Origin of the sequence: Pseudomonas sp. B7 (genome assembly GCF_016735645.1) — a bacterium.
In the GTDB taxonomy this organism is placed as follows: domain Bacteria; phylum Pseudomonadota; class Gammaproteobacteria; order Pseudomonadales; family Pseudomonadaceae; genus Aquipseudomonas; species Aquipseudomonas glycinae.
Genome location: NZ_JAERRE010000002.1, coordinates 393,942 through 413,757, shown reverse-complemented (window position 1 = coordinate 413,757; position 19,816 = coordinate 393,942). Strand labels below are relative to the sequence as shown.

The following is a 19,816-nucleotide window of genomic DNA, read 5'->3' as shown; positions in this document are numbered from 1 at the left end:
GGTGGCATTCGATTAAATAGATGGCTTGCGTCCGCCGTGGGGCTGTTCGCGGGCCACGGTCAGGAACGGGTCGACCAGTGCGGGTCGCGCCGTGCCACGACGCCAGGCCAGGCCGACGTCGAGGGTCTGGTTGAGGTCGGCAATCGGCCGGGCTTCGATGATGTCGCCTTCCAGCGACCAAGGGCGGTAGGTCATGTCGGGCTGGATCGAAACGCCGAGACCCGCCGCGACCAGACTTCGTACGGCCTCGGTGGACGCAGTTCTGAGGGTGATCTTCGGCTGCAGTCCGGCCCCGCGCCACAGGCGTTGGGCGTTGCGATCCATCTCGTCGACGTTCAGCTGAATCAACGGCTCCCGGGCGACATCGGCGAGGTTGATGCTGTCGTGTTCCAGCAGCGGATGCTGGGCCGGTAGCCACAAACGGTGCGGCGAATGGGTCAGCACTTCGGTCTGCAAAGCGTGGCGGTCTTCGAGGTTGGACAGGATCAGCACACCGACATCGATCTCGCCGCTGACCAGCAAATGCTCGATGTACGGCCGCTCGTCCTCCATCACCCGGATCTCGACATTGGGATAGGCGCGCTGGAAACGGGTCAGCAAATCCGCCAGGTAATAACCGGCCACCAGACTGGTCACGCCGACGATCAGCTGCCCGGCGACCTGATCGGTGCTCTGTTGCAGGCTGCGTTTGGCGTTGTCTACGGTCGCCAGAATCAGGTGCGCCTGGCGCAGGAACTGGTGGCCCTGATGGGTCAGCGTCATGCCCTTGGCGTGGCGGTTGAACAGGCTGACACCGATCTCTTCCTCCAGTTGCTGGATGGCCAGGGTCAGGGTCGATTGGGAAATGAACGCGGTTTGCGCGGCGGCGGAGATCGAGCCGGTCTCGGCCACGGCGATGAAATGGCGGATCTGACGCAAGGTCATCATGGAAGGTTTACCCAGTGGGCGGTTTTTATAGATTGCCTCGAGTGTATATCTATTTTCGCGAAGGGCTGCTCTGAGCCAGGCAACATCTGGAAGCACACTCGCACCCAAATGACGGGCACTTTCGAACTAGGCTGAGGGCCTTATTGATCCGGATAACCCCCTGTTTGGAGACGGAACATGAACACCCGTGGATTGCTCGATCAACTCCTCAAGTCCGGCCAGGATCTGCTGCAGAACAAGGCGGGCGGGGCGCAGAACAAACCGGCGGCCGGCGGTTTGGGCGGCTTGCTGGGCGGATCTTCCAGTAACGGCGCACTCGGCGGCTTGCTGTCAGGCGCAGGCGGCGGTGCCCTGGCGGCTGGCGCCATGGGCCTGCTGCTGGGCAGTAAAAAGGCCCGCAAGGTTGGCGGTAAAGTCGCCCTCTACGGCGGCCTCGCCGCACTGGGCGTGATCGCCTACAAAGCCTACGGCAACTGGAACGCCCAGAAAGGCACTGCCCCACAAAGCGAACCGCAAACCCTCGATCGCCTGCCACCGGCGCAAGTCGAACAACACAGCCAGGCGATCCTCAAGGCCCTGGTCGCCGCCGCCAAGGCCGACGGCCACATCGACGACCGCGAACGCCAACTGATCGAAGGCGAGTTCACCAAGCTCGACAACGATCAGGAACTCAAACACTGGCTCCACGCCGAACTCAACAAACCCCTCGACCCCACCGACGTCGCCCGCGCGGCGAGTACGCCGGAGATGGCCGCCGAGATGTACGTGGCGAGCGTGATGCTGGTGGATGAGGAGAACTTCATGGAGAAGAGCTATCTGGATGAACTGGCGCGGCAGTTGAAGCTGGAGCCGGGGTTGAAGGTGGAGCTGGAGAAGCAGGTCCGTGTAGCTACCCAGTAAAACTGTTGTCAGCGATATCAGAACCCGCAATCCCGCACAGGATGGCGGGTTCTTTCGTTGCAGCAGCTGAAATGACCAATCCATCGCCCCTTTTTGCCATTGCGTCACTGGCACGCCGACCTCCGATTGCCGGAAAGTCCCAGTCCAGAGCCCATCGCGTTTCATGAGCGAAAGGCCAGAGCGCGGCAAACCGTCTTATAAATGAAACACCGCCCTCAGCTATACTCCCCCGCATTTCGACCCGCCCCGAGGACTGACTGTGAAGAACTGGACGTTGCGCCAACGCATTTTGGCGAGCTTTGCGGTGATTATCGCCATCATGCTGCTGATGGTGGTCGTCTCGTATTCGCGGCTGCTGAAGATCGAAGCCAGTGAAAACAGCGTCCGTGACGACGCGATTCCCGGCGTCTATTACAGCTCGATGATTCGTGGCGCGTGGGTCGACAGCTACCTGCAGACCCAGGAACTGCTGGGGCTCAAGGAAGGGCAGGGCATCAGCAGTGAAGACGCGGCCGATTACAAGGCTTTCGAATCTCGGCTTCAGGAACAGATGGCCAATTACCGTGGCACGGTGGTCACGGACGAGGACAAGCTCGAATTCGCGGCGTTCGAGAAGTATCACGATGCCTACCTGAAAATTCAGGATGCGGTGCTCGATCTGCACAAGCGAAATCTGGAAGCGGATGCGGTCAAGCTGTTCCACGAGCAACTGACTCCGACCTGGTACTCGGGCCGGATGAAGCTCAACGACATCATCAGCGAAAACAAGAGAGTCGCCGACCAGGCCATGGCCAACATCGACGAGGCCGTGGCGGCAGCCAAAGTCAGCATGTTTGTGTCGCTGGTGGTGGCGGTGCTGGCCGCCGGTTTCTGTGGTCTGTTGCTGATGCGCGCGATCATGGCGCCGATGAACCGTATCGTGCAGATCCTCGACATCATGCGCACCGGCGATCTGAGCAGCCGCTTGAATCTCGAGCGCAAGGACGAGTTCGGCGCCGTGGAAACCGGCTTCAACGACATGATGACCGAGCTCACCTCGCTGGTGTCCCAGGCCCAGCGCTCGTCGGTGCAGGTCACCACCTCGGTGACCGAGATCGCTGCGACCTCCAAGCAACAGCAAGCCACCGCCACCGAAACCGCTGCGACCACCACTGAAATCGGCGCGACGTCTCGCGAAATTGCGGCGACCTCCCGCGATCTCGTACGCACGATGACCGAAGTCTCCACCGCCGCCGATCAGGCCTCGGTGCTGGCCGGTTCCGGGCAGCAAGGCCTGGCGCGGATGGAAGACACCATGCATTCGGTGATGGGCGCGGCGGATCTGGTGAACGCCAAACTGGCGATCCTCAACGAGAAGGCCGGCAACATCAATCAGGTGGTGGTGACCATCGTCAAGGTCGCCGACCAGACCAACCTGCTTTCCCTGAACGCTGCGATCGAAGCGGAGAAGGCCGGCGAATACGGTCGCGGTTTTGCCGTGGTCGCCACCGAAGTGCGGCGTCTGGCGGATCAGACCGCTGTTGCCACGTATGACATCGAACAGATGGTCCGCGAGATCCAGTCGGCGGTGTCCGCCGGGGTGATGGGCATGGACAAGTTCTCCGAGGAAGTGCGTCGCGGCATGGCTGAAGTGCAGCAGGTCGGCGAGCAGCTGTCGCAGATCATCCATCAGGTGCAGGCGCTGGCGCCGCGGGTATTGATGGTCAACGAAGGCATGCAGGCCCAGGCCACCGGCGCCGAGCAGATCAACCATGCGCTGGTGCAGCTGGGTGATGCCAGCAGCCAGACCGTCGAGTCGTTGCGTCAGGCCAGTTTCGCCATCGACGAACTGAGCCAGGTGGCCGTGGGCCTGCGCAGCGGCGTTTCGCGATTCAAAGTCTGATGAGCGAAATCACCGCCAAACGCAGCGCTGCACCGGTGGCGAAGCAGGCGTTGTTTCTGCTGTTTCGCATCGGCAGCGAACGCTACGCCCTGCGCGCCACGGAAGTAGCCGAAGTGCTGCCGCGCCTGCCGTTGAAGCCGATTGCCCGGGCGCCGCACTGGGTGGCGGGGGTGTTCGCCTATCGCGGCACGGTGGTGCCGGTGATCGACCTCAGTGCCCTGACCTTCGGCCATCCTGCGCAAGCGCGCACCAGCACGCGACTGGTGCTGGTGCATTACCGCGCGGAAGACTCGCAACCCGCGCAGTGGTTGGGACTGATCCTCGAACAGGCCACCGACACCCTGCGCTGCAACCCGGATGAGTTTCAGTCGTACGGCCTCGACAATCGTCAGGCACCGTACCTGGGCCCGGTGCGCGAAGACGCGCAAGGGCTGGTGCAGTGGGTACGGGTCAACGACTTGCTCGACGAGTCGGTGCGCACGCTGTTGTTCCCGACACCGCCGCTGGATCCGGCGCGGCTTGAGGAGCAGCCATGAGCAGCGACCAGCGCTTCTTCGACTTTCTCAAGGAACGCATCGGCCTCGACGTCGCTTCGGTCGGGCCGGCGATCATCGAGCGGGCCGTGCGCCAGCGCATCACCCTGTCGCAAACGGTGAATGCCGATGAGTACTGGCAGACCCTGCAAGGCTCGCGGGATGAACAGCAGGCGCTGATCGAAGCGGTGATCGTCCCCGAGACCTGGTTTTTCCGTTACCCGGAATCCTTCGCCACCCTGGGCAAACTGGCGCGCAAACGCCTGGGCGAATTGAACAACATGCGCGCGCTGCGCATCCTCAGCCTGCCGTGTTCCACCGGTGAAGAACCCTATTCGATTGCCATGGCGTTGCTCGATGCCGGTCTCAAGCCCCATCAGTTCAAGGTCGATGGCATGGACGTCAGCCCGTTGTCGGTGGACAAGGCGCGGCGGGCGCTGTACGGCAAGAACTCGTTTCGCGGCCAGGAGCTGGATTTTCGCGAGCGGCATTTTTCTGCCGAGAACGAAGGTTACCGGGTGAGTGAAAGCGTCCGCGAGCAGGTGCGCTTGCATGTTGGCAACGTGCTCGATCCGTCATTGCTGGTCAACGAGCCGCCGTTCGATTTCGTGTTCTGCCGCAACTTGCTGATCTATTTCGATCAGCCAACCCAGCAGCAGGTATTTGCCGTGCTCAAGCGCCTGACCCATGTCGATGGCGTGCTGTTTATCGGCCCGGCCGAAGGCAGCCTGCTCGGGCGGCTCGGCATGCGTTCGATCGGAATTCCGCAGTCGTTCGCCTTCAGTCGTCACAGCGAACCGCAGCCCGAACCGTTGCCGATGCCGACCGCTATTCCGCTGCCGTTGCCTGTGCGCCAGCCGCTGCGCAGCACGCCACCGACGCCGGTGCGCAACCGTCCGTTTGCTGGCGTGACGCCTTTGCCCGCGACGGCTAAAAGCACAAATCCCGACGCCACGACCTTGTTGGCCAACATCGCCGCCCTGGCCAACGAAGGCAAAAGCGCAGAGGCCCGGGCTGCGTGCGAACAGTATTTGCGCAGCCATGAGCCGGTGGCCCAGGTGTTTTACTGGCTCGGCCTGTTGAGCGATGTCGCCGGCAGCGCCCTCGAAGCCCAGGGCTTTTACCGCAAGGCGCTCTACCTCGAACCGCAACACCCCGAAGCCTTGATGCACTTGGCTGCGTTGCTGCAGGCCCAGGGCGACACGGCCGGCGCCAGACGATTGCAGGAGCGCGCCGCCCGCAGCGGCCGCACCGCCGACAGTGAGCGTAAACGATGATCCCGTCCGACACCTTGAACGTCACCCACGAAGACGCCCGGGCCATCGACGATTGCTGGAACCGCATCGGCATCCACGGCGACAAGTCCTGTCCGCTGCTGGATGAGCACATCCATTGCCGCAATTGCTCGGTGTATTCCGCCGCCGCCACGCGCCTGCTCGACCGCTATGCGTTGCAGCAGGACGAGCGCGATCCGGTGGCGATCCAGGTCGAGACCGAGCTGAAGACCCGTTCGCTGCTGATGTTCCGCCTCGGCGAAGAATGGCTCGGTCTGGCCACCCGCAGTCTGGTGGAGGTCGCGCCGTTGCAGGCGATTCACTCGCTGCCGCACCAGCGCTCCCGGGCCTTGCTCGGCGTGGCGAACGTGCGCGGTGCGCTGGTGGCGTGCCTGTCACTGGTCGAACTGCTCGATCTCGACAGCAGCGCAGCCCCGGCGACCGGCGCGCGGATCATGCCGCGCATGCTGATCATCGCGGCCCAGGGCGGGCCGGTGGTGGTGCCGGTTGACGAAGTCGACGGGATTCACGCCATCGACGAGCGAATCCTCGACGCCGCGTCACGTTCCGGCGCACAGGCCAGTGCCAAATACACCCGAGGCGTGTTGCCTTTCAAAGGTCGCAGCCTGCGTTGGCTGGATGAAGAACAGCTGTTGTCCGCCGTGTCCCGGAGCCTCACATGACCCCCGAGCAAATGCGCGACGCCTCCTTGCTCGAGCTGTTCAGCCTCGAAGCCGAAGCCCAGACCCAGGTGCTCAGCGCCGGGCTGCTGGCGCTGGAGCGCAATCCGACCCAGGCCGATCAGCTCGAATCGTGCATGCGCGCGGCGCACTCGTTGAAAGGCGCGGCGCGGATCGTCGGCATCGACAGCGGCGTCAGCGTCGCCCACGTGATGGAAGATTGCCTGGTCAGTGCGCAGGAGGGGCGGTTGTTCCTGCGTCCGGAGCATATCGACGCGTTGTTGCAGGGCACCGATTTGCTGATGCGCATCGCCACCCCGGCCAACGGCCCGCAACCGGCGGACATCGAGGCTTATGTGGCGTTGATGGGCGGTTTGCTCGACCCGGCGGCACCGGCCGTGGTGCCCGCCGCTCAGAGCGCACCGCCGATGGCCGAGTTTCAGCTTCAGCCACTGCCGGTGGTTGAGCCAGCGCCGGTTGAAGTCTCGGTCGAGGTGACCGAGCCGGAGCCCGCGCCGCGCAAGAGCAAACGCACCACTGAAGGTGGCGAGCGGGTGCTGCGGGTCACCGCCGAACGCCTGAACAGCCTGCTCGACCTGTCGAGCAAATCCCTGGTGGAAACCCAGCGCCTCAAGCCGCACCTGGCCACCATGCAGCGCCTCAAACGCATGCAGAACAACGGCCTGCGGGCGCTGGAAAGTCTTAACGTTCATCTCAAGGAACACGCCCTGAGCCTTGAAGCTCAAGAGGCGCTGGAAGACGCGCGACGTTTGCTCGCCGAATCCCAGCAGTTGCTGGCAGAGAAAAACGCCGAACTCGACGAGTTTGCCTGGCAGGCGAGTCAGCGTGCGCAAGTGCTCTATGACACCGCGCTGGCCTGCCGCATGCGGCCGTTCGCCGATGTGCTGTCGGGTCAGGTGCGGATGGTGCGCGACCTCGGCCGTAGTCTCGGCAAACAGGTGCGGCTGGAGATCGAGGGTGAGAAGACTCAGGTCGACCGCGATGTGCTGGAAAAACTCGAAGCACCGCTCACACACCTGCTGCGCAACGCGGTCGATCACGGCATCGAAACCCCACAGGAACGCCTGCTCAAGGGCAAGTCCGAGGAAGGCCTGATCCGTCTGCGCGCCTCGCATCAGGCCGGTCTGCTGGTGCTGGAACTGAGCGACGACGGCAATGGTGTGGATCTGGAAAAAGTCCGCCGCAGCATCGTCGAACGCCAGTTGTCGCCCGCGGAAACCGCCGCCCAGTTGAGTGAAGAGGAACTGCTGACCTTCCTGTTTCTGCCGGGTTTCAGTCTGCGCGACAAGGTCACCGAAGTGTCGGGTCGTGGCGTCGGTCTCGATGCTGTTCAGCACATGGTCCGCCAGTTGCGCGGTGCGGTGGTGCTGGAGCAGACGGCGGGCGAGGGCAGTCGTTTCTATCTCGAAGTGCCGCTGACCCTGTCGGTGGTGCGCAGCCTGGTGGTGGAGGTCGGCGACGAGGCCTATGCCTTCCCGCTGGCGCACATCGAGCGCATGTGCGACCTGGCGCCGGAGGACATCGTGCAGGTCGAAGGGCGCCAGCATTTCTGGCACGAAGGCCGGCACGTCGGGCTGGTGGCGGCCAGTCAGTTGTTGCAACGCCCGGCCAGCCAGAACAGCGGCGAGACCCTGAAGGTCGTGGTGATCCGCGAGCGTGATGCGATCTACGGCGTGGCGGTCGAGCGCTTCATCGGCGAGCGCACGCTGGTGGTGCTGCCACTGGACGAACGGCTGGGCAAGGTGCAGGACATTTCCGCCGGGGCCTTGCTCGACGATGGCTCGGTGGTGCTGATCGTCGATGTTGAAGACATGCTGCGTTCGGTGGACAAACTGCTCAATACCGGGCGTCTGGAGCGCATTGCCCGCCACGGTAATCAGGCCGCGGAAGCCGCGCGCAAACGGATTCTGGTGGTCGACGACTCGCTGACCGTGCGCGAGCTGCAACGCAAGCTGCTGCTCAATCGCGGCTACGACGTGGCCGTTGCGGTGGACGGCATGGACGGCTGGAACGCCCTGCGCTCCGAGGACTTCGATCTGCTGATCACCGACATTGACATGCCGCGCATGGACGGCATCGAACTGGTCTCGCTGCTGCGCCGCGACAACCGTCTGCAATCGTTGCCGGTGATGGTGGTGTCCTACAAGGATCGCGAGGAAGATCGCCGCCGTGGACTGGACGCCGGCGCCGACTATTATCTGGCCAAGGCCAGTTTTCATGACGACGCCCTGCTCGACGCGGTGGTTGAGCTCATCGGAGGAGCGCGGGCATGAAGATCGCAATCGTCAATGACATGCCTCTGGCGGTGGAAGCCCTGCGTCGTGCGCTGGCCTTCGAGCCGGCGCATCAGGTGGTGTGGGTCGCCAGCAACGGCGCCGAAGCGGTGCGCCTGTGCGCGGAAAACACCCCGGACCTGATCCTGATGGACCTGATCATGCCGGTGATGGATGGCGTCGAGGCCACCCGCCGGATCATGGCCGAGAGCCCGTGCGCGATCGTCATCGTCACCGTGGACCGCCAGCAGAACGTGCACCGGGTGTTCGAAGCCATGGGCCACGGCGCGCTGGACGTGGTCGACACCCCGGCCATCGGCGGTGGCAACCCTCAGGAAGCGGCGGCGCCACTGCTGCGTAAAATCCTTAATATCGGCTGGCTGATCGGCGAGAAAACCGCCCGCTCGCGCCCCGCACCTGCGGCACCGCGCAGTACCGCCTCGCGCCAGCGGCTGGTGGCGATCGGCTCTTCGGCCGGTGGTCCGGCGGCGCTGGAAGTCTTGCTCAAGGGCCTGCCACGCCACTTTTCGGCGGCCATCGTGCTGGTGCAGCATGTTGATCAGGTGTTCGCCGCCGGCATGGCCGAATGGCTGGCCAGCGCCAGCGGTCTGGATGTGCGTCTGGCCCGCGAAGGCGAACCGCCGCAGGCCGGCGCGGTGTTGCTGGCCGGCACCAACCACCATATTCGTTTGCTCAAGAACGGCACGCTGGCCTACACCGCCGAGCCGGTCAACGAGATCTACCGCCCCTCGATCGACGTGTTTTTCGAAAGCGTCGCCAACTACTGGAATGGTGACGCAGTAGGGGTTTTATTGACAGGGATGGGACGCGACGGGGCTCAAGGGCTTAAGCTCATGCGTCAACAGGGCTATCTGACCATCGCGCAGGATCAGCAAAGCAGTGCGGTGTACGGCATGCCCAAGGCTGCCGCAGCCATCGACGCGGCCGTAGAAATCCGTCCACTGGAAAAGATAGCGCCACGATTGCTGGAGATATTCCCCAAATGAACGTGTTCCTCCGCATTCCTGGCCCCCGCAACACTCAGGTGACCGCCCATGAATGACTTACAGATCGATGACATCAAAACCGACGAGAACGCCGCCATGGTGTTGTTGGTGGACGATCAGGCGATGATCGGCGAAGCCGTGCGCCGTGGGCTGTCGAATGAAGAGAACATCGACTTCCATTTCTGCTCCGACCCGCATCTTGCCGTGGCCCACGCGGTGCGGATCAAACCCACCGTGATCCTGCAGGATCTGGTGATGCCCGGCCTCGACGGTCTGAGCCTGGTGCGCGAATACCGCAATCACCCGGCGACCAAGGACATTCCGATCATCGTCCTCTCGACCAAGGAAGACCCGCTGATCAAGAGCGCGGCGTTCTCCGCCGGGGCCAACGATTACCTGGTGAAACTGCCGGACAACATCGAACTGGTGGCGCGCATCCGCTATCACTCACGCTCCTACATGACGTTGCTGCAACGGGACGCGGCCTATCGCGCGTTGCGGGTCAGCCAGCAGCAATTGCTCGACACCAATCTGGTGTTGCAGCGCCTGATGAACTCCGACGGCCTGACCGGACTGTCCAACCGCCGGCATTTCGACGAATACCTGGAGCTGGAATGGCGCCGCTCGCTGCGTGACCAGAGCCAGTTGTCGCTGCTGATGATCGACGTCGATTACTTCAAGTCCTACAACGACACGTTCGGGCACGTCGAAGGCGACGAAGCGTTGCGCAAGGTTGCTACGGCGATTCGCGAAGCCAGTGCCCGGCCGTCCGACCTGCCGGCGCGTTATGGCGGCGAAGAGTTTGCGCTGGTGCTGCCCAACACCTCGCCGGGCGGGGCACGGCTGGTGGCGGAAAAGCTGCGCCAGACGGTCGCGGCGCTGAAGATTCCGCACAATGCCCCGGCCGAAGGATCGAGCCTGACCATCAGCATCGGCCTGGCGACCATGGTGCCGGAGTCGGGCAGCGACTGCCGGTTGCTGATCTCGGCGGCGGACCGCGGCCTGTACCTGGCCAAGAACAACGGGCGCAATCAGGTGGGGATTGAATGAACCATTGGGTTCATTCGCCTCAAGAGCCGCCAGACGGGCTGCCGTGACAGCGTGATTACGTTATACTCGCCGGCTTTCAAAAGTTCGCCAACGAGTGCTGCCCGTCATGGAAATCAACCCGATCCTGAACACCATCAAGGACCTGTCCGAGCGCTCCGAAACTATTCGGGGGTATCTTTGACTACGATCAAAAGCATGAGCGTCTGATCGAAGTCAATCGCGAGCTTGAAGATCCTGCCGTCTGGAACAAACCTGAATACGCCCAGGAACTGGGCCGCGAGCGCGCTGCGCTGGCGCAGATCGTCGATACCCTCGACGAACTGAACGGTGGCCTGGCCGATTGCCGCGAGCTGCTGGACATGGCTGTTGAAGAGAACGACGAGGGCGCGGTCAACGACGTCGTCGAAGTCCTTCAAGGTCTCGAAGAGTCCCTGTCCAAGCTCGAATTCCGCCGTATGTTCAGCCACGAGATGGACCCGAACAACGCCTACCTGGACATCCAGGCCGGTTCCGGCGGCACCGAAGCCCAGGACTGGGCCAACATCCTGCTGCGCATGTACCTGCGCTGGGCCGACAAGCGCGGTTTCGACGCAACCATCATGGAGCTGTCGGCCGGTGAAGTCGCCGGGATCAAGGGTGCGACCGTGCACATCAAGGGCGAATACGCCTTTGGCTGGCTGCGTACCGAGATCGGCGTGCACCGTCTGGTGCGCAAGAGCCCGTTCGACTCCGGCAACCGTCGCCACACCTCGTTCTCCGCGGTTTTTGTCTCGCCCGAGATCGACGACAAGGTGGAAATCGAAATCAACCCGGCAGACCTGCGGATCGACACCTATCGTTCCTCCGGTGCCGGTGGTCAGCACGTAAACACCACCGACTCGGCCGTACGTATCACCCACGTACCGACCAACACCGTGGTGAGCTGCCAGAACGAACGTTCCCAGCACGCCAACAAGGACACCGCCATGAAAATGCTGCGGGCCAAGTTGTACGAGCAGGAAATGCAGAAGCGCAACGCGGCGTCCCAGGCGCTGGAAGACACCAAGTCGGACATCGGCTGGGGTCACCAGATCCGTTCGTATGTGCTCGATGCGTCGCGGATCAAGGATCTGCGTACCAACATCGAACGCAGCGACTGCGACAAGGTACTCGACGGCGACATCGACGAATACCTGGAAGCCAGCCTGAAATCGGGCCTGTAAGAAACGCAATACAGGATCGGCTGATTCAACTCGATCCCTGTAGGAGCCAGCCTGCTGGCGATCCTCGGGCCGAAAGGCCCGGGGGCAACGAACCTGTGATGGAATATTTAAAGACATGAGCGACCAACAACTCGACCAGGCCCTGCAACAGGAAGAAAACTCCCTGATCGCCCTGCGCAAGGAAAAGCTTGCTGCCGAGCGCGCCAAGGGCAATGCCTTCCCGAACGACTTCCGCCGCGACAACTACTGCGATGCGCTGCAGAAACAGTACGCGGACAAGACCAAGGAAGAGCTGGCAGAGGCGGCGATCCCGGTCAAGGTTGCAGGTCGCATCATGCTCAACCGTGGCTCGTTCATGGTGATCCAGGACATGACCGGTCGCATCCAGGTCTACGTCAACCGCAAGACCCTGTCCGAAGAAACCCTGGCCGCGGTGAAAACCTGGGACATGGGCGACATCATCGCCGCCGAAGGCACCCTGGCCCGTTCCGGCAAGGGCGACCTGTACGTCGAGATGACCAGCGTGCGCCTGCTGACCAAATCCCTGCGCCCGCTGCCGGACAAGCACCACGGCCTGACCGACACCGAACAGCGCTACCGTCAGCGCTACGTTGACCTGATCGTCAACGAAGACGTGCGTCAGACTTTCCGCGTGCGTTCGCAAGTGATCGCGCACATCCGCAGCTTCCTGATGAAGCGTGACTTCCTCGAAGTCGAAACGCCGATGCTGCAGACCATTCCTGGCGGCGCCGCGGCCAAACCGTTCGAAACCCACCACAACGCGCTGGACATGGAAATGTTCCTGCGCATCGCGCCAGAGCTGTACCTCAAGCGCCTGGTGGTTGGCGGTTTCGAGAAAGTATTCGAGATCAACCGCAACTTCCGTAACGAAGGTGTTTCGACGCGTCACAACCCTGAGTTCACCATGTTGGAGTTCTACCAGGCTTACGCCGACTACGAAGACAACATGGACCTGACCGAAGAACTGTTCCGTGAACTGGCGCAGTTGGTTCTGGGCAGCACCGACGTGCCGTACGGCGACAAGGTGTTCCACTTCGGCGAGCCGTTCGTGCGTCTGTCGGTGTTCGACTCGATCCTCAAGTACAACCCTGAGCTGACCGCCGATGACCTGAACGACATCGACAAGGCGCGCGCCATCGCCAAGAAGGCCGGCGCCAAGGTGCTGGGCTTCGAAGGTCTGGGCAAGCTGCAGGTGATGATTTTCGAAGAGCTGGTCGAGCACAAGCTGGAACAGCCGCACTTCATTACCCAGTATCCGTTCGAAGTGTCGCCGCTGGCCCGTCGCAACGACGACAACCCGAACGTCACCGACCGCTTCGAGCTGTTCATCGGCGGCCGTGAAATCGCCAACGCCTACTCCGAGCTGAACGACGCGGAAGACCAGGCCGAGCGCTTCATGGCCCAGGTGGCCGACAAGGACGCCGGCGACGACGAAGCCATGCACTACGACGCCGACTTCGTTCGTGCGCTGGAGTACGGCATGCCGCCAACGGCCGGTGAAGGCATCGGCATTGACCGTCTGGTGATGCTGCTGACCAACTCCCCGTCGATCCGCGACGTGATCCTGTTCCCGCACATGCGGCCACAAGCGTAAGTGTTTCAATAAAAAAGCCGCCTGAAATGGGCGGCTTTTTATTGCCTGTCTGGTACAAACGTATCAAATGGTTAATTTTGAAGAAAACAACAGAGGTATGCCTGTCGTGATCGGTGCAATGGCTCAAGAGGGTGCAGCGGGAATCGCCACTGCGGTCGCTGAAAGTGTTCAGTACCAGGGCCGCAAGGCCAGCCGGCAGGGCAGTGAACAGCGTCGACAGGACATTCTCGATGCGGCGATGCGCATTGTCGTACGCGACGGCGTGCGGGCCGTGCGTCACCGTGCGGTGGCGGCCGAGGCCGGTGTGCCGCTGTCGGCCACCACGTATTACTTCAAGGACATCGATGACCTGCTCACCGATACCTTCGCCCAGTACGTCGAACGCAGCGCGGCCTACATGGCCAAGCTGTGGATCAACAACGAAGGCCTGCTGCGCGAAATGGTGGTCAGCGGTGACGGCAGCCCGGAGTCCCGTTCGCAACTGGCCGACGATATCGCGCGTTTGATGGCTGATTACGTGCATCGGCAACTGGTCAACCGTCGCGAGCATTTGATGGCTGAACAGGCATTCCGCCAGGAAGCGCTGCTCAACCCGCGTCTGGCGGAACTGGTGCGTTCCCATCAGCAGATTCTGTTGCAGGGCACCTGCCAGTTGTTCCAGGTATTGGGCTCGCGCGAGCCGCAGCAGGATGCCAAGGTGTTGACGGCGATTATCGGACGGATGGAATATCAGGGCCTGCTCAACGACGCCGAGCCTTTGGCTGAAGAGGACATGCTCGGCATTCTGACGCGCTATATGCACCTGGTACTCGCGTCGGTGTAATTCTCGACCCTGATCGTTCCCTCGCTCTGCGTGGGAATGCCGCCATGGACGCTCCGCGTCCACTGTGACGCAGAGCGTCACTGTATGCATTCCCACGCAGAGCGTAGGAACGATCAGAAGAAACGGGTGTTCAAGGGAGTGTCGAATGAAAGCCTGGCGTGGCGTGCTGATCGCCTTGTCGTTCCTGCTGCTCAGTGGTTGTCTGGTGACCTTCCGCGAGCCGCTGCCCGCCAGTGAACCGGCGCCCAAGGGCTTGCTCGGCAAATGGTCGAGCACCAATGCCTGGGGCGAGCCGATGAATCTGGAGCTGACGCACCTGGGCAACGATCGCTATCAGGCGGTTGCGTATTTCAAAGCCAAACCCCGCGAGCGTGAAGCCTATCCGTTCACGGTGTCGCGCCACGGCAACCGCTGGTATCTGTCGGCGAAGGTGCCGGCGCAATACGGCGGGCACTTCACCATCGCCGGCTTCGAGATCACCGACAAGCGCGAACTGGTGATCTACAACCTCGACCTCGAACAGATCAACCAGGCCATCGCCCAGAAGACCCTAGACGGCCAGGGCTTCCAGACCGACGACGGCGAGGGCGTGCAGGTCGACAGCCCGCTTGAAAAGGTCTTTGCTTACCTCGACGACCCGGCCAATTCCGACGTTTTCGTCGAAGCGGCGCGCTATCAGCATCAGGCCAAAGCCAAATAATTCAGTTCGTCACGTTTTCTACAGGAGTTTCGGGTGGACGATTACCAGCAGACGATACGCATTCTGTCCGATCGCATAGTGCTGGCGCAGACGCCGATCCGCGTGCTCGACGCGGTCAAGTGGGACGAGAACATCCGCAAGGGCTTCCTCAAGGCCAAGGGCAAGGAATTGCCGGCGGTGGATCGCGACTACTACCTCAACCGGCCTCTGTCTTTCGATTCGAGCAAGGTCAAACTGGAATTCCAGAACATCGAGCGCGACATCACCCGCCAGCTCGGCCAGTTCAACCCGGTCGGCCAGATCATGCGTCGCATGTGCAAGGAATACCGGATGGTGGTGCGCATGCTCGAAGCGCGCGGCACCGAAGATTTCGGTCTGATTTCCCAGGAATTGTACGGCGCCGCGTCTGATGCGTTTCACGCCGGTGACCCGACCCTGGCCGATCTTGGCCTGATGATGTCGGACTATCTGAACAACATCGACGGTCGTGGCGACCTGAAGGACGAACCGAAGACCCTTACCGCCAAGGACGCCGTTCACCTGCTGCAAACCCGCCTGAACAAAGTGTTCGGCGAGGCCGAGGAAACCATCCGCGTGTTCGAGTCCGACGGCATCGTCGCCGATGCGGCGGCGGGTGCCGACTACATCAAGATCCGCACCGACGCGATGTTCAATGACCGCGACGTGCGTGCGCTGGAAGTCCACGAAGGCCTGGTGCACGTCGGCACCACGCTCAACGGTTTGAACCAGCCGATCTGCACCTTCCTGTCCAAGGGCCCGCCCTCGTCGACGGTGACCCAGGAAGGCCTGGCGATCCTGATGGAAATCATCGCGTTCGCTTCCTACCCGAGCCGCCTGCGCAAACTGACCAACCGCACCCGCGCCATTCACATGGTCGAGGAGGGCGCGGACTTCCTGCAGATCTTCGAGTTCTTCCGCGAGCAGGGCTTCGAGATGGCGGAAAGCTACGGCAACGCCAGTCGGGTTTTCCGCGGATCGACGCCGACCGGTCTGCCATTCACCAAAGACTTGTCCTATCTCAAGGGCTTCATCATGGTTTACAACTACATTCAGTTGGCCGTGCGCAAGGGCAAGCTCGAGCAGATCCCGTTGCTGTTCTGCGGCAAGACTACGCTTGAGGACATGCGAACCCTGCGTCAGCTGGTGGACGAAGGCTTGGTGGTGCCGCCAAAGTACCTGCCGGACCAGTTCCGCGACATGAATGCGTTGTCGGCGTGGATGTGCTTCTCCAACTTCCTCAATCACTTGAGCCTGGACCGGATCGAGGCGGATTACTCCAACATCCTGTAACTCCATTGATGGTTCCCACGCTGCGCGTGGGAATTCGAATTACGCGAGGTTTCACCGGATGAGAATCCTCGGCATCCTTTGCCTGCTCCTGACCCTCGGCGGTTGCAGCTCCTTGCTGTTCTACCCCGAGCCGGGTCAGATCTTCACGCCAGAAAAGGCCAAACTCGAATACCGCACCGTCACCCTGACCACCGCCGACGGCCTCAAGCTGAATGCCTGGTGGCTGCCTGCCAAGTCCGGTGTCGAGGTCAAGGGCACAGTGCTGCACCTGCACGGCAACGGCGGCAACCTGCCGATGCACCTGGGCGGGAGCTGGTGGTTGCCGAAAAACGGCTATCAAGTGCTGCTGGTGGACTATCGCGGTTACGGCTTGTCCGAAGGCGAGCCGAGCCTGCCGGCGATCTATCAGGACATCGATGCCGCGTTCGCCTGGCTGGACAAGGCGCCGGAGGTCAAAGGCAAGTCGCTGGTACTGCTGGGCCAGAGTCTCGGCGGGGCGATGGCCGTGCATTGGCTGGTGCAACATCCGGAAAGACAAAAACAGCTCAAGGCCCTGGTGCTCGACGGTGTGCCCGCCAGTTACCGCAGCGTCGGACAATACGCCCTCAGCACCTCATGGCTGACGTGGCCGTTCCAGGTGCCGCTGTCGTGGCTGGTGCCCGATGGCGACAGCGCGATCAATGCAATGCCGCAGCTCAACGGCGTGCCGAAACTGATCTTCCACAGCCTCGACGATCCGCTGGTGCCCCTTTCCAACGGCATCCGTCTGTATCAAGCTGCGCCGCCACCGCGCGTGCTGCAGCTGACTCGCGGCGGCCATGTGCAGACCTTCGGCGACCCGGTCTGGCGTCAGGTGATGCTGCGTTACCTCGACGACCCCGAACACTTCAACGGCCTGCGCCGTCTCGGCGAGATCCCGAACTATCCAACACCCCCGAATTCTGAAGACGAACCACCAGAGAGTCCGCAATGAGTGAAGAACGCAACGCCATCCCGCTGATCATCACCGGCATCTGCAGCATCCTCGGCACCGTCGGCGCCCTGTGGTACTACGGCTACCTGCACTTCGCCAAACCCGAGGATGCGTTGCTGCTCAACGACTTCACCATGCTCAAGACCGTTCCCGGCGAAGACTACAAAGTCTCCCTGACCCCGGCGCCGCAAGTGGCGCAGTGTATCGATGGCGTGCTGGTGCTGTTCGACACCGAACAGAAAGGCCTGACCGGCGTGCTGGTCAACAGCCAGAAAAAGGCCGTGCGCTGCATGGGCCAGGAAACCCCGCAGAAGCTGGAGGAGTGATTCTGCAGGATCAGCCCTCACCCTAACCCTCTCCCAGAGGGAGAGGGAACCGACCGAGGTGTCTCGCGCCAAACATCGACCTGAAAAAACGTGTCGATTATGGATTCGGTAAAACACTGTCAGGTCGGCGTATTTCTGGAGCATCCCCCAATCGGCTCCCTCTCCCTCCGGGAGAGGGTTGGGGTGAGGGGCTGCGATCTCTGATCCCCCACACATTCCGAGCCGAGCATCCAAACAAAAAGCCCCGCCTGATCACTCAGGCGGGGCTTTTCATTTACTGCTCAGCGAATCAGTGCGCGGTCGAGCTCACGGCCGAACGCGGCATCACTGGCTGGTTGTCGTTGGAAATGGTCACTTCCACCCGACGGTTCATGGCACGGCCCGACACGCTGCCGTTATCCGCAACCGGGTATTCCTTGCCATAGCCCTGCACCACGATGCGCGAAGGGTCTACACCCATCTTGATCAGCGCAACCTGCACCGAGGTCGCGCGACGCTCGGACAGCGACTGGTTGTAGCTCGCCGAACCGGTGCTGTCGGTATAGCCTTCGACGATCACTTTGCGATCCGGGTTTTCCTGGAGGAATTGTGCCAGTTTGTTGATGTTCACCAGACCGCTGGATTTCAGGTCGGCCTTGTTGGTGGCGAACAGCACATCACCGAAAGTCACCAGCGTACCGCGATCGGTCTGCTTGGCGTTGAGGCTGTCCTGCAGCTGCTTGATCTGCTGATCGCGAGCGTCCAGACGGGCCTGGGCACGTTGGGCGGCGGCGTTCTTCAGGTTGTTTTCAGCGGTACGCAGGGCGATGGTCTGCTTGGCCACTTCCACGCGCTGGTTGGTCAGATAAGCCAGTTGATCGACCTTGGCGGCGTCCTCTTTATCCAGATAAGCCTTGTCGGCCTTGTCCAGATAGTCGCTGGCGTCCTTGGTTTCCAGCGCTGCGACCTTGCTTGCCTGCGGGTTGGCCTGCAGGCCGGCGTAGTTGGTGCGTGCCTGTTCCAGATTCGGGTTGGGCGGCGTGGAGCAGGCAGCCAGGGCAACGCTTGCGGCCAGGAGAGCGGGGATCATCAGTTGTTTACGCATAATCGTTCGTCCTTTATATCGATAAGAGTTTCAGCCTTGCGGTCGGGATGCGCGCTTACTGCACTGGGCGCTGACTTTCCTGACGCAGTTCCTGAACACCTTTCTGGGAGTCCTTCACAGCCAGTTCGGCCTTGGCTGCCTGAGCCTTGCGTTCGGCAACGCGGGCATCCCACTCGGCCTGCTCGGACAAGCGACGGGCTTCGTCATACTTCTTGTCGTGCATGGCGATTTCGGCTTGTTTCAGCTTGTCCTGTGCCTGCTTCATTTCCACGGCGGCAAACTCGGTACCGCCGGCGCTGACCGCGCTGTTGACCGCCGATTGAGTCACGGCGTACTGCTCGGTCGGTGGATTGCCGGCGCAGCCGGCCAGTACGAAGCTGGTGCCGATGGCCAGAGCGGCCAGTTTCAGACCGCGCAGGTGGGAGAACGAGGTTTGGGTCTTCATGGTCTTCAACTCCATTGGTTAACTCCTTGGAAGCTTCGAAATCCATCCTGGTCGAGGAGTGACAACCGTCATGTGTCAGCGCGTTTTGAAACGCTCGTTCCAGGCGTGGTTACCTGTTCCGACCGAAGGCATTTTTCAAAAGTTCAGAAAAGATGGCCCATCGCCAAAAAAAACTTTGACCGAACGGACAGGGCTCTAAACCGGGAACTTTGGCGGGGGAGAGAGGTACGCGCGGGCGAAAAATGGCGCAAAAGCGGAGGGGCAATACAGTCCCTGTGGGAGCCGGCTTGCCAGCGATGAGGCCATTAAATTCACCCGTTTGTGGCTGAATTGACGCCATCGAGGCAAACCATCTCCCACCGTCTTGAAGTATCAGGGATCAGTGTTTTTGCTTGCCGGCAGCGGCCGACAAGTCATGCAGATGACGCCGCGACAGGGCGAGAAAACGCGGCGTCGGGCCGACATCCTCATACAGCGGATCGCCTTCCTCGTCGGTGGCGACCACGGTCGAACCTTTCACATACGGCAGGCTCGCTTCGAACTCTTCGAGGGCGGCGCCGATCAGCTCGCCGAGCAGTTCTTCGGCGTGGCGTTTGGGGTACATCTCGGCGATTGCCGCCAGGCGTGCGGCAGCTTCCACATCCAGATGAATCGTGTAGCCGGTGTCGGTCAGGCGACCCTTGGCGGTTTCTTCCCAATGCTGGGCGAGTTCACGGATTTTCATAAAAACCTCATGTCGCACCTGCTCATGGCAGGTCTTGGTGAGTGTCCGCCGTCAGCCGGCGGCAAG

The 19,816-nt window shown here is 61.9% G+C and carries 19 protein-coding genes; 15 read left to right on the top strand and 4 right to left on the bottom strand.

Features of this window, described 5'->3' with window-relative positions; all coding sequences use genetic code 11:
• Window positions 1-12: 12 nt before the first annotated feature.
• A complete protein-coding gene (locus tag JKA62_RS06800; RefSeq protein WP_007954670.1) occupies window positions 13-927 on the bottom strand; it encodes a LysR family transcriptional regulator in 915 nt (304 codons plus the stop codon).
• Between the two features lie 177 nt (window positions 928-1,104).
• Here JKA62_RS06800 and JKA62_RS06795 point away from each other — a divergent pair, with 177 nt between their 5' ends.
• The 15 genes from JKA62_RS06795 (at window position 1,105) to JKA62_RS06725 (ending at window position 17,497) form a co-directional block, all read left to right on the top strand.
• A complete protein-coding gene (locus JKA62_RS06795; protein ID WP_011332638.1) occupies window positions 1,105-1,827 on the top strand; it encodes a tellurite resistance TerB family protein in 723 nt (240 codons plus the stop codon).
• A gap of 259 nt (window positions 1,828-2,086) precedes the next feature.
• Complete coding sequence (locus JKA62_RS06790) at window positions 2,087-3,709, top strand: methyl-accepting chemotaxis protein (RefSeq protein ID WP_011332639.1); 1,623 nt, start codon at window positions 2,087-2,089, stop codon at window positions 3,707-3,709.
• Window positions 3,709-4,245: a chemotaxis protein CheW gene (locus tag JKA62_RS06785; RefSeq protein ID WP_011332640.1), complete on the top strand. Its 537-nt coding sequence runs from the start codon at window positions 3,709-3,711 to the stop codon at window positions 4,243-4,245. The genes JKA62_RS06790 and JKA62_RS06785 overlap by 1 nt, the downstream gene beginning before the upstream one ends.
• Window positions 4,242-5,519, top strand: coding sequence for a CheR family methyltransferase (locus JKA62_RS06780; RefSeq protein WP_011332641.1), 1,278 nt, complete (start codon window positions 4,242-4,244; stop codon window positions 5,517-5,519). Before JKA62_RS06785 ends, JKA62_RS06780 begins: the two co-directional genes overlap by 4 nt.
• The gene (locus JKA62_RS06775; RefSeq protein WP_011332642.1) at window positions 5,516-6,199 is read left to right on the top strand and encodes a chemotaxis protein CheW; all 684 of its coding nucleotides are present in this window, start codon (window positions 5,516-5,518) and stop codon (window positions 6,197-6,199) included. The genes JKA62_RS06780 and JKA62_RS06775 overlap by 4 nt, the downstream gene beginning before the upstream one ends.
• The gene (locus JKA62_RS06770) at window positions 6,196-8,490 is read left to right on the top strand and encodes a hybrid sensor histidine kinase/response regulator (protein ID WP_201817016.1); all 2,295 of its coding nucleotides are present in this window, start codon (window positions 6,196-6,198) and stop codon (window positions 8,488-8,490) included. The genes JKA62_RS06775 and JKA62_RS06770 overlap by 4 nt, the downstream gene beginning before the upstream one ends.
• Window positions 8,487-9,497: a chemotaxis response regulator protein-glutamate methylesterase gene (locus JKA62_RS06765; RefSeq protein WP_011332644.1), complete on the top strand. Its 1,011-nt coding sequence runs from the start codon at window positions 8,487-8,489 to the stop codon at window positions 9,495-9,497. Before JKA62_RS06770 ends, JKA62_RS06765 begins: the two co-directional genes overlap by 4 nt.
• 48 nt (window positions 9,498-9,545) lie before the next feature.
• Window positions 9,546-10,547, top strand: coding sequence for a response regulator (locus JKA62_RS06760; RefSeq protein WP_011332645.1), 1,002 nt, complete (start codon window positions 9,546-9,548; stop codon window positions 10,545-10,547).
• Window positions 10,548-10,653: 106 nt separating this feature from the next.
• Window positions 10,654-11,749, top strand: a protein-coding gene (gene prfB / locus JKA62_RS06755) for a peptide chain release factor 2 (RefSeq protein ID WP_102621447.1) whose coding sequence is annotated in 2 segments (ribosomal slippage) — window positions 10,654-10,725 and window positions 10,727-11,749 — 1,095 coding nt in all. Because the reading frame shifts where the segments join, the coding sequence is not laid out codon by codon here.
• A 115-nt stretch (window positions 11,750-11,864) separates the two neighbouring features.
• Window positions 11,865-13,364: a lysine--tRNA ligase gene (lysS, locus tag JKA62_RS06750; RefSeq protein ID WP_011332646.1), complete on the top strand. Its 1,500-nt coding sequence runs from the start codon at window positions 11,865-11,867 to the stop codon at window positions 13,362-13,364.
• A gap of 118 nt (window positions 13,365-13,482) precedes the next feature.
• Window positions 13,483-14,187: a TetR/AcrR family transcriptional regulator gene (locus JKA62_RS06745; RefSeq protein WP_011332647.1), complete on the top strand. Its 705-nt coding sequence runs from the start codon at window positions 13,483-13,485 to the stop codon at window positions 14,185-14,187.
• A 145-nt stretch (window positions 14,188-14,332) separates the two neighbouring features.
• Window positions 14,333-14,887 (top strand): hypothetical protein, encoded by a 555-nt coding sequence (locus JKA62_RS06740; protein ID WP_201817013.1) that lies wholly within the window; start codon window positions 14,333-14,335, stop codon window positions 14,885-14,887.
• A gap of 33 nt (window positions 14,888-14,920) precedes the next feature.
• The gene (locus tag JKA62_RS06735; protein WP_129974054.1) at window positions 14,921-16,198 is read left to right on the top strand and encodes a flavohemoglobin expression-modulating QEGLA motif protein; all 1,278 of its coding nucleotides are present in this window, start codon (window positions 14,921-14,923) and stop codon (window positions 16,196-16,198) included.
• A gap of 58 nt (window positions 16,199-16,256) precedes the next feature.
• Window positions 16,257-17,171, top strand: a complete 915-nt coding sequence (locus JKA62_RS06730) for an alpha/beta hydrolase (RefSeq protein ID WP_201817011.1) — start codon at window positions 16,257-16,259, stop codon at window positions 17,169-17,171.
• Window positions 17,168-17,497, top strand: a complete 330-nt coding sequence (locus JKA62_RS06725; RefSeq protein WP_011332651.1) for a hypothetical protein — start codon at window positions 17,168-17,170, stop codon at window positions 17,495-17,497. The genes JKA62_RS06730 and JKA62_RS06725 overlap by 4 nt, the downstream gene beginning before the upstream one ends.
• A 289-nt stretch (window positions 17,498-17,786) precedes the next feature.
• Here the strand turns inward: JKA62_RS06725 and JKA62_RS06720 are convergent, their stop codons facing one another.
• From JKA62_RS06720 to JKA62_RS06710, 3 genes are all read right to left on the bottom strand, one after another.
• The gene (locus JKA62_RS06720; RefSeq protein ID WP_011332652.1) at window positions 17,787-18,581 is read right to left on the bottom strand and encodes an OmpA family protein; all 795 of its coding nucleotides are present in this window, start codon (window positions 18,579-18,581) and stop codon (window positions 17,787-17,789) included.
• A gap of 55 nt (window positions 18,582-18,636) precedes the next feature.
• Complete coding sequence (locus JKA62_RS06715) at window positions 18,637-19,041, bottom strand: DUF4398 domain-containing protein (protein ID WP_011332653.1); 405 nt, start codon at window positions 19,039-19,041, stop codon at window positions 18,637-18,639.
• 364 nt (window positions 19,042-19,405) lie between these two features.
• Complete coding sequence (locus JKA62_RS06710) at window positions 19,406-19,750, bottom strand: hypothetical protein (RefSeq protein ID WP_011332654.1); 345 nt, start codon at window positions 19,748-19,750, stop codon at window positions 19,406-19,408.
• Between the last annotated feature and the right edge of the window lie 66 nt (window positions 19,751-19,816).